Origin of the sequence: Salinivibrio sp. ML198, assembly GCF_001996015.1 — a bacterium.
Classification (GTDB): Bacteria; Pseudomonadota; Gammaproteobacteria; order Enterobacterales; family Vibrionaceae; genus Salinivibrio; species Salinivibrio siamensis.
In genome coordinates, this window is the sequence record NZ_MUEZ01000015.1 from 83,808 (window position 1) to 91,417 (window position 7,610).

Below are 7,610 nucleotides of genomic sequence, written 5' to 3' on the forward strand. Positions count from 1 at the left end.
GCTTTATCACAAGGAATGATTATGCGTCAGATCATAGCAGCGCTCAGCATGGTATTGAGTTTGCTTATCACACCGGCTTGGGCGGGGCAGTTTAAAGAAGTCGGTGAGTTGGAAGTGCATTACAACACGCTCTCAACCACTTTCTTGACACCCGAAATCGCCCAGCAGTACGACATTACCCGTAGTGGCTATCGAGGCTTGGTCAACATTGCCGTTCTCGATACCATGCAACTGGGAAAACCGGCGGTAGCCGCCGAGATCACCGGGCAAGTAAAAAACTTGGTCGGAAACAGTCGTGAACTGGACTTTACCGAGGTAAGAGAAGGGGACGCGATCTACTACATCGCCACCTTCGCAGCCGATGATGAAGAGACGTATCGCTTCCATATCGACCTTAACGCCGAAGGAAACCGCAATGCGTCTTTTGACTATAATTATACGTTTTACGTCGATGCCCCATAGTCGGGCCATAACCCAATAGGTAACTGTGATGAATAAAGTTGTGTTGGCAACGGGGAACGCAGGCAAAGTAAAAGAAATGGCGGGACTACTCGGCGAATTTGGTTTCGACGTCCTGCCGCAAAGTGACTTTGCCGTTGAAGAAGTTGATGAAACAGGCACCACCTTTATCGAAAATGCCATCATTAAGGCACGTCATGCGGCGAAAGTGACCGGCCTCCCCGCCATCGCCGACGACTCAGGCCTTGAAGTCGATGCCTTAAACGGCGCACCAGGCGTCTACTCTGCGCGCTATGCGGGGGAAACGGCCAGTGATACGGATAATGTCGCTAAACTGTTAGAAGCATTGCATGATACAGGCAATGATGGACGCCAGGCTCGCTTCCATTGCGTATTGGTTTATATGCGTCATGCTAATGACCCAACACCGCTAGTCTGCCACGGGGTGTGGGAAGGGCAAATCGCTCACGCACCGCAAGGGGAAAACGGCTTTGGTTACGATCCGGTCTTTTTACCTGCCGATCAGCAGTGTACCGCAGCAGAAATGCCCGCTTCCGAGAAAAAACAACGCTCTCACCGCGGACAAGCACTCAACGCCCTGTTCCAAGCCCTAAAAGCGTCGCAATAAGCCATGATCCCATTGAGTTTATATGTGCACATCCCTTGGTGTGTACAAAAATGCCCCTATTGCGATTTTAATTCGCATACCCAAAAGGGCGCGATCCCAGAAGAGGATTATATCGATGCGCTGCTTGACGATCTTGATGCCGATCTTACCGCCTACCCTTCAGTCATCACGCGCACACTGCACTCGATCTTTATTGGAGGCGGTACACCAAGCTTGATGTCGCCTTCACAGATAGCTCGCCTATTGGATGGCATCAAAGCACGCCTTCCCGTCAGTAAGAGCATGGAAGTGACCATGGAAGCCAACCCTGGCACCGTGGAAGCCGATAAATTTATCGGTTATCGACAAGCAGGCGTTAACCGGATTTCTATCGGGGTGCAGAGCTTTTCTGCTGATAAGCTCGAACGCTTAGGGCGTATTCATGGCCCTGGCGAGGCAGAGCGTGCGGCCCACCTTGCTCATCAAGCTGGATTAAACAGTTTTAACCTCGATTTAATGCATGGTTTACCTGAGCAATCAGAGCAAGAAGCACTGGGTGACTTGGAAAAAGCCATCGCACTTAAGCCGCCACATCTGTCTTGGTATCAGTTGACCATCGAGCCCAACACCCAGTTTTACTCCAAACCACCGACCCTGCCAGAAGAAGATACCTTGTGGGACATTTTTGATCGCGGCCATCAGCTGCTTACCGACGCTGGCTACGTGCAATACGAGACATCTGCATACAGCTTACCCGATCATCAATGCGCTCATAACCTCAACTACTGGCGCTTTGGCGACTACTTGGGGATTGGTTGCGGCGCCCATGGCAAACTCACCTTACCGAATGGCGATCAGCCTCGCCTGCTTCGGACTGTTAAAGTGAAGCATCCACGCGGCTATCTTGATCCACAAAAGGCCTATCTCACAGATAGCCAGTGGGTGAAACAGACTGATCTCGCGTTTGAGTTCTTCATGAATCGGTTTCGCCTACTCGAGCCTTGTCCGAAAGCCGAGTTTGTTGCCCGCACGGGGTTGCCTCTCGACCACCTTAACCAGCCATTAGCTCAAGCGTATGACCAAGGTCTGCTCGTTGAGTCCGAGACACATTGGCAAGTGACCGCCAAAGGTAAACTCTTCCTCAACGATCTTTTGGCCATTTTTTTAGCTGACTAGTGCAACAAACTGTATGTTAAGGTGCCTATTGTTTAGGCGCCTTTACCTGCCCAGCGGCGGATTGGTCTTTTGACGGCAAGTAAAGCAAGCGCGATTCATTCAACCAGCCTAAGAGGGATACCCTGTGACTTCGTCATTTCGTGTCGAGCCGAAACATTGGACTTTAATCGCCGCGCTGATCATCGCAGCCTATGCGTGCTATTTACTTATTGAGCCCTATATTGGTGCAATTGTACTCGCGTTTATTGTCTCTTTGCTCTTTTTCCCTGTTCATAAACGTATTGAAGATCGCATTGGACAACGCCCAAACACGGCGTCGGTCATATCCTGTGTCTTAATCACCTTTATCATCATCATTCCGCTCACCGTGGTAGCAGGGGCCATTATCGAGCAAGGCGTGAGCTTTTTTACACGCAGTTACGAATGGCTCAACAACGGCGGCGCAAAACAGTTACTCAACAACCCGCAAATACAATCGTCGCTGCATTTTCTCAACCAGTGGCTGCCATTTGATTTAATTGACCCACAAGAAACCGTGAAAAAGCTGGCGGCTTGGATGTCTTCATTCAGTGGCCAAATGCTCGAATTTAGCTCCAAGGTATTAGGTGATGTGACCGACTTTTTTATCACCTTCATGCTGATGTTGTTTGTCCTGTTTTTCTTGCTCCGTGATCACGACAGCATTATCCATACGCTCCGCCACGTGATCCCCTTATCACGAAGCCAAGAAGATCAGTTACTGGATGAAGTAGAGAAGGTCGCCAAGTCTGCCGTGCTTGGGTCTTTTCTTACCGCCTTGGCGCAAGGGGCCGCCGGCGGGCTAGCGATGTGGGCCGTCGGGCTGCCAGCACTATTTTGGGGGACCATGATGGCGTTCGCCTCCTTTATCCCTGTGGTAGGCACTGCGCTTATCTGGCTGCCAACCGTGCTGTATTTGGTGGCCACGGGCGATTGGCAATGGGCTATCGCCTTACTGATATGGAGTGTTGTGGTGGTCGGCTCCATCGATAATCTACTCCGTCCCTTCCTCATGCAAGGTAACTCGGGGATGAATACCTTGCTTATCTTCTTCTCACTATTAGGAGGGCTTCATCTGTTCGGCTTGATGGGGCTTATCTATGGTCCGATTATCTTTTCGATTACCTTGGTACTCTTTCGGATGTACGAGATCGAATTTGAACGCTTTCTTGACCGACAAGATAACGCGTAGGGGGTTTGATATTGGCCTAGTGCGCGCTTTGTGGGAAAATCCTTGTCTTGGCGCGCCACCCTACCTTCAAACGCGGCCGATAAGTACTTATAACCGGAAAGAGAACCCTCATGACCCTCACGGCACCCAGCGAGATTGCTCAGCGTCACCTCACCTTGTTCGCCAATAAACATGTTCTATTGGCCGGGGAGCTCGAAGATGACTTTGCCCAGCAGCTACTGTCTCATGCCGCACGCGTGTCGGTATTTACGACCCATCATGGCTATGCCACACGAATGGCAAATACTGACATCCATGTACACGCAGGCGCAGAATATACGGATGATAGCGCCGTCGACGTGGTACTTTTCTACTGGCCTAAGTCAAAAGCGGAAGCCGATTTTCTTCTCGCGATGCTCACGCATCGTCTCGGCGCGAATGTCGACTGGATCGTAGTGGGTGAAAACCGCAGTGGCGTCAAAAGCATCGAAAAACGTTTTGCACCGTATGGCCAAGTCATTAAACAAGATTCAGCTCGCCGATGCAGCCTATACCATGGCCAGTGCACATCACCGGCGGCGTCATTTAGCCTGGCAGATTGGTTTCACGACTACCCTCTCCAAGTAGGCAGCCTATCACTCACTGTTCGTGCTTTACCCGGTGTATTTAGTCACAAAAGCCTTGATGATGGCACGGCCTTATTACTCCAGCACCTGCCCGACATACAAGGCGATGTGATTGATGTCGGCTGTGGCGCGGGCGTTATCGGCACGGTACTACTGGCTACCCACCCAAGCTGTACGGTCACCTGTGTTGATGTGAGTCATTTAGCGGTCGCATCAACCCAAGCGACGCTCGCGGCCAATGGGCTCAGCGGCTCTGTTTTTGTCTCTGACATGTTAGGGGCCGTCAGTGGACAGCAGTTTGATGCCATTATAAGCAACCCACCTTTCCATGAAGGATTGGAGACATTTTACCATGCCACCGAATCCTTGCTGGAAAACGCACCTCGCTACCTGCGCCGTCACGGCCAATTAGCGATCGTCGCCAACAGCTTCTTACGTTATCCGCCGATTATTGAAAAAGGATTCGGTCAGTGCGATACCCTCGCGAAAACCCGTCGATTTGCCGTTTATCATGCGCGAAAAGCACGCTAGTTGCTGACAACACCATCAATCAGTCGATTAACATACTTGTAAGGTTTGATACCTGACAGCAGGTCACAGTTTTGACTGATCGGACGTGTTAGCGTCTACTCTCTCGCGGCTGCCTTTTGGCAGCCGTTTGCGATTCAAGCCCGCGTGATCAGGGAGAGGTATTCACAGCGTGCAAATGGATATAGGTTACTCTACACGTCTTCAACGCTGCTTTATGTGGTGGTTTTTTAGTCTTAGTATTATCCCTGTGGTGATTTTGACGGGATACTTTACTTGGAGTCAGTCGCAACTGCTGATCGATCAAGCCCATCAACAGCTCGAGAGCGAGCGCGATCGTTACTATGTCACCATCACATCGTATTTTAATGACCAAGTGCGCGCGGTAACCAATCTTGCAGCCTCTGATCTAGCAACCAGCAGCGGTGGACGCTTTTATGGCTTTCCTCATGCATTCCAACAACTCGGTGATGATACGCGCCAATCGCAGCGTCGACTCATACCGATCCTTCAACAGTCTCCGAACCAATATGCTGGCGTAACAGCCCAAAAGTATCACCGCTTATATCGTCGCTTTCATCACCAATTTCAATCTTGGTTAGCAAGATATGCGTTCAACAATCTCGCGATGTTTGATTTAAACCAAAACCTCGTATACACCGTCAAAGCCCACCCCATGACACAGGACAACCCATCACTGAAAAATGCGATCAAGCAATTGATGAATATGCCTGCCCAGCAGCGCCCTAAATGGATGCGCACTGCCTTTGAGCCACATGGCTCACGCACCATGCAAGCTTGGTATCTGGTCCCCATACTCAAAAGCGGCCATATGCAAAGCGTCCTTGCTATTAGCACCACAACCGATAACTTGTCTGCGACACTTCGCCAACGGCAGCAACCAGAGTCTGGGCTGTGGCTGATTAATCAAAATCATCAATCTTTACTCAACAGTTGGGTGCCTCACACTGATCAAGCTAGGCCCTCGATCTTGCCATCAAAGCACGCCATCGATGCCGCTTTCCATGGCCAACAAGGGGTCATGTCTCCAAGCCAATATACACTCATGCCTCAACTCACGGCGTATCGACCCGTCAATGTGGCGGGGGCGTCTTGGGCGTTGATCACTTGTACACCTCAAAAACGTGCCTATCAGCCTCTGCGCCACTTGTATGCGATCAGTGCGACACTCGTGATCGTCGTTATTGTTTTATTAGTCTGTGTTGGGCATTGGCTATCTCACCGCCTGACACTGCCTATCTTACAACTGACTTGGTGCGCCGAGCAGTTTGCCGCAGGTGAACTGGACTATCCGGTCACCCATCGCCAGCGAAAAGATGAAATTGGTCGCCTTGCAAGCGCACTCTCCCACTTGAAACACAGCTTGAGAGCGACGTATTTTTCTCCATCAAGCACAATTAACGATAAAGAGACACAAGCGCATCAGCCGGAGAGTATTCATCGTCGCTTAGTGGATGCGATGAACTTGGCTCTGGCCGCTTGGGGTGGGGATAAAGTCGGGCTAGCAGAAAAAAGTGGCTTATGGCGTGTTTACCAGGATAAAGGTAGCTTTCAAACAAGAACCTTGGATAAGTACCTGCACGTAGAAACCGTCCCCAAAACACCTCGTTGGCGAAATGTAGTGCGCACGCTCGACTTTGTTCTCAAGCATACGAGTGAGCAATCACCACACTATCAGGCATTAAAACAGGCACAATTAGATATCCAGCAATGGGTCAGCCAAGACAAAGGCCAGCGTTAAGATTGTCATCGCACAGGCACCGCCTTATAGTGTTTGAAACTCTTTATCATTAGGTTTCGATGACGCTTTCTCTTCCTCAACTGCGGGTGTTTTTAACCATCGTGCAAGAGGGCACCATCACCGCCGCCGCCAAGAAACTGTTTCTCAGTAAACCGGCAGTCAGTATGGCACTCGCCGAGTTAGAAAGTCAGCTCGGTTACCCCTTGTTTGATCGACGCGGCAATCGACTTCACCTCAATGACCAAGGGATAGCGCTTATCCCTAAAGCAGATGAACTACTCACCCGCAGCGACGAAATCAGTGCCACACTAAAAGACGATAGCCAACTGATTGGTTGGTTGCGACTAGGTGGAAGCGATACGGTGGGTAACCAACTTTTACCTACACTGATTAGTGATTTTCGTCATGCGACGTGTCATCAACAACAAACATTGGTGATTGCCAACAGCCAAGAAATCATCGCTCGCCTTCAACACTTCGAGCTGGATATTGGGTTGATAGAGGGTGAAATACTGCATCCCGATTTACTGCAAACGCCATGGTTAAGCGATCAGATGGCGGTGGTTTGTCACCCTAATCACCCACTTGTGAGTCACGCACCGTTAAGTGTGGGCGATCTCGACAATCAAACTTGGCTGATCCGCGAATCTGGCTCGGGCACCCGTGAGCACTTTCTCTCACGCCTTGCTCCTCGCTTCGAGCGCTGGCACCTTTCTTTCGAGCTCAATACCACAGAAGCGATTTTAAATGCTGCAAGTGCCGGGTTAGGCTTGGCGTACCTGTCTAAGCTCTCCGCTCAACACGCCATTGCCGATGGTCGAGTGGTTGCCCTCGAACTCCCTTTGCTATTATCCCGGCGCTATTGGCTTGTGCGCCACAAAGATAAATACCAGTCAGGCCTACTCACCCGCTTCTGGGATTTCTGCTTACACTGGCAACCTCAACCCCATTCTTCTACTTAACCAGCAATCACCACGCGACAGATACAAAAAAGCCCCGACCGTGAGGTCAGGGCTTGGTGTTTCTGCTAATTAAAGTCTTACATGTAGCTGCTTTAATTAGGTTATCTTGTTTGATGCGATGAGGATTTTGAAGCGAGACGCGCTGTGTATGCCAATACATGAACATCGCAGATATCAAAAGCATCAAGCTATAAACAAGATGATCCGTTTTTGCCTTCAGATTTTTCCAAAAATCTGAAAACAAGAAAGCAAGCCTGGCGATGTCCTACTCTCACATGGGGAGACCCCACACTACCATCGG

7 protein-coding genes are annotated in these 7,610 nt (G+C 50.3%); all 7 read left to right on the forward strand.

Annotated features, from left to right (window positions below; all coding sequences use genetic code 11):
- Positions 1 to 21: 21 nt before the first annotated feature.
- Positions 22 to 462, forward strand: a complete 441-nt coding sequence (locus BZG25_RS11730) for a DUF4426 domain-containing protein (protein ID WP_077578285.1) — start codon at positions 22 to 24, stop codon at positions 460 to 462.
- 28 nt (positions 463 to 490) lie between these two features.
- Positions 491 to 1,087 carry an XTP/dITP diphosphatase gene (locus BZG25_RS11735; RefSeq protein ID WP_077578284.1) on the forward strand — a complete coding sequence of 199 codons (597 nt, stop codon included), beginning with the start codon at positions 491 to 493 and terminating at the stop codon, positions 1,085 to 1,087.
- Positions 1,088 to 1,090: 3 nt separating this feature from the next.
- Positions 1,091 to 2,242, forward strand: a complete 1,152-nt coding sequence (gene hemW / locus BZG25_RS11740) for a radical SAM family heme chaperone HemW (protein WP_077578283.1) — start codon at positions 1,091 to 1,093, stop codon at positions 2,240 to 2,242.
- Between the two features lie 124 nt (positions 2,243 to 2,366).
- Positions 2,367 to 3,452, forward strand: coding sequence for an AI-2E family transporter (locus tag BZG25_RS11745; protein WP_046075056.1), 1,086 nt, complete (start codon positions 2,367 to 2,369; stop codon positions 3,450 to 3,452).
- 110 nt (positions 3,453 to 3,562) lie between these two features.
- Positions 3,563 to 4,588 carry a 16S rRNA (guanine(1207)-N(2))-methyltransferase RsmC gene (gene rsmC, locus BZG25_RS11750; protein WP_046075055.1) on the forward strand — a complete coding sequence of 342 codons (1,026 nt, stop codon included), beginning with the start codon at positions 3,563 to 3,565 and terminating at the stop codon, positions 4,586 to 4,588.
- A gap of 214 nt (positions 4,589 to 4,802) precedes the next feature.
- Positions 4,803 to 6,347, forward strand: coding sequence for a HAMP domain-containing protein (locus BZG25_RS11755; protein ID WP_158010260.1), 1,545 nt, complete (start codon positions 4,803 to 4,805; stop codon positions 6,345 to 6,347).
- A 59-nt stretch (positions 6,348 to 6,406) separates the two neighbouring features.
- The gene (locus BZG25_RS11760; RefSeq protein ID WP_077578280.1) at positions 6,407 to 7,309 is read left to right on the forward strand and encodes a LysR substrate-binding domain-containing protein; all 903 of its coding nucleotides are present in this window, start codon (positions 6,407 to 6,409) and stop codon (positions 7,307 to 7,309) included.
- Positions 7,310 to 7,610: the final 301 nt, after the last annotated feature.

Bases quoted from the DNA above. Each gene is read 5' to 3' on its own strand.
- BZG25_RS11735 (WP_077578284.1), top strand. From the start codon at position 491: ATGAATAAAGTTGTGTTGGCAACGGGGAACGCAGGCAAAGTAAAAGAA.
- BZG25_RS11760 (WP_077578280.1), top strand. From the start codon at position 6,407: ATGACGCTTTCTCTTCCTCAACTGCGGGTGTTTTTAACCATCGTGCAA.
- hemW (WP_077578283.1), top strand. From the start codon at position 1,091: ATGATCCCATTGAGTTTATATGTGCACATCCCTTGGTGTGTACAAAAA.
- rsmC (WP_046075055.1), top strand. From the start codon at position 3,563: ATGACCCTCACGGCACCCAGCGAGATTGCTCAGCGTCACCTCACCTTG.
- BZG25_RS11755 (WP_158010260.1), top strand. From the start codon at position 4,803: ATGTGGTGGTTTTTTAGTCTTAGTATTATCCCTGTGGTGATTTTGACG.
- BZG25_RS11730 (WP_077578285.1), top strand. From the start codon at position 22: ATGCGTCAGATCATAGCAGCGCTCAGCATGGTATTGAGTTTGCTTATC.